This window comes from Dietzia sp. SYD-A1, assembly GCF_015356725.1.
In the GTDB taxonomy this organism is placed as follows: Bacteria; Actinomycetota; Actinomycetes; order Mycobacteriales; family Mycobacteriaceae; genus Dietzia.
Genome location: NZ_JADDKI010000715.1, coordinates 1 through 2,150, shown reverse-complemented (window position 1 = coordinate 2,150; position 2,150 = coordinate 1). Strand labels below are relative to the sequence as shown.

The window sequence follows — 2,150 nt, the reverse complement described above, 5'->3', positions numbered from 1 at the left end:
GAACCCGCCCCATCAGCGGACCTGAACTGGCGTGTTACTGACCCACGCTCCTAGGCTTGACCACCGTGATCACGCGTCTGTCCCACCTGTTCCTGCGCACGCTCCGCGACGACCCGGCCGATGCCGAGGTCCTGAGCCACAAGCTGCTGGTCCGTGCCGGCTACATCCGGCGCGTCGCGCCCGGCGTGTACTCCTGGCTGCCCCTCGGTCTGCGCACCCTCCGGCGGATCGAGCAGGTCGTGCGAGAGGAGATGGACGCCTCCGGCGCCCAGGAGATCAGCCTGCCCGCGCTCCTGCCCCGCGAGCCCTACGAGACGACGGGGCGGTGGACCGAGTACGGGCCGGCGCTGTTCCGTCTCAAGGACCGCAAGGGCAACGACATGCTTCTCGGCCCCACCCACGAGGAGTTGTTCACGCTCACGGTCCAGGGTGAGTACTCCTCGTACAAGGACCTGCCCGTCACCCTGTACCAGATCCAGTCCAAGTACCGGGACGAGGAGCGACCCCGCGCGGGAATCCTCCGGGGGCGTGAGTTCACCATGAAGGACTCGTACTCCTTCGACCTGGACGACGCCGGTCTCGAGCGCTCGTACCAGGTGCACCGGGAGGCCTACCAGCGCATCTTCGACCGCCTGGGAATCGAGTACGTGATCTGCGCCGCCACCTCGGGGGCGATGGGCGGTTCGGCGTCCGAGGAGTTCCTCGCGATCTCCCCGGCGGGTGAGGACACCTTCGTCAGGTCGACCGACGGGCGTTACGCGGCCAACGTCGAGGCGGTCGTGACCCCGGTTCCGCCCTCCCGCCCGCTCGAGGGACTGCCTGCCGCCGTCGTCCACGACACCCCCGGGACGCCGACCATCGCGACGCTGGTCGACTGGGCCAACGGTGCGGGACTCGGCCGCGAGGTGACCGCGGCGGACACCCTCAAGAACGTGATGCTCAAGGTCCGTGCCCCGGGCGGGGACTGGGAACTGCTGGGCGTGGGCCTGCCCGGGGACCGCGAGGTCGACATGAAGCGCCTCGAGGCGGTCCTCGAGCCCGCCGAGGTCGCGGTGCTCGACGACGCCGACTTCACCGCCAACCCGTTCCTCGTCAAGGGGTACATCGGTCCCGGGGCCCTGGCCGCCCACGAGGTCCGGTACCTGGTGGACCCCAGGGTGGTCGAGGGGACCGCGTGGATCACCGGGGCGGACGAGCCCGGCAGGCACGTCGTGGACCTGGTCTGCGGCCGCGACTTCACCCCCGACGGAACGATCGAGGCCGCGGAGGTCAGGGAGGGTGACGAGGCCCCCGACGGCCACGGCACGCTCACCCTCGAACGGGGGATCGAGATCGGCCACATCTTCCAGCTCGGTCGCAAGTACACCGACGCCTTCGGATTCGACGTCCTCGGGGAGAACGGCAAGCCCGCTCGGGTGACGATGGGCTCCTACGGCATCGGGGTGTCCCGGCTGGTGGCCGTGCTGGCCGAGCAGTACGCGGACGAGAAGGGTCTGGTGTGGCCGCAGGCCGCCGCGCCGGCAGACGTCCACGTGGTGATCGCCAACAAGGACGAGGCGGCGATCAGCGGGGCCGCGACGCTCGTGGAGGCGTTCGACCGGGCCCGCCTCGAGGTGATCCTCGACGACCGCAAGGCCTCGCCGGGAGTGAAGTTCAAGGACGCCGAGCTGATCGGTGTCCCGTGGGTGGTCGTGGTGGGCCGTGGCTGGTCGGAGGGGACCGTCGAGCTCCGGGAACGCGCGACGGGCGAGATCACCCAGGTCCCGGTGGACGGCGCCGCCGAGGAGATCGTCCGCACGATCGGGGCCGGGCGCTAGCCGGTCAGGCCTGGGGAGGGAAGCCGGGTAGCGCCTCGAACGGGGCGCCCGGGACCAGCGTCCGCCACCGCTGGAGCTGGATCGACGCGGCCGTGAGGGAGTCGAGACAGAACCTCCGGACCTCCGGCGACCGCGCGGTGCCGATCTCCGTCCGCCACGCCACGCAGCAATCGGACTCGAGACGGATGGCGAGGAGCACTGGCGAGGTCGGGGTGTCGGGGGTCGTCAGATAGCCGACCGGGGCGGCGGGGGCCCCGGGCCAGAGTTCCTCCGCAGCGTCCCGCCGGGCGCGGTGGGCGGCGAGTTCACGCAGGACCGCGGCGCGGATAGAGC

At 71.1% G+C, this 2,150-nt stretch carries 2 protein-coding genes; one reads left to right on the top strand and one right to left on the bottom strand.

All coding sequences use genetic code 11. From position 1 onward, the window contains the following. The first annotated feature begins 65 nt into the window (after positions 1 to 65). On the top strand, positions 66 to 1,817 hold the full coding sequence (locus IY392_RS19015; protein ID WP_107758107.1) for a proline--tRNA ligase: 1,752 nt from the start codon (positions 66 to 68) through the stop codon (positions 1,815 to 1,817). Between the two features lie 4 nt (positions 1,818 to 1,821). Here the strand turns inward: IY392_RS19015 and IY392_RS19010 are convergent. Continuing rightward, on the bottom strand, positions 1,822 to 2,150 hold a 329-nt coding region (locus IY392_RS19010; protein ID WP_194862066.1), incomplete at its 5' end, for a DUF4439 domain-containing protein.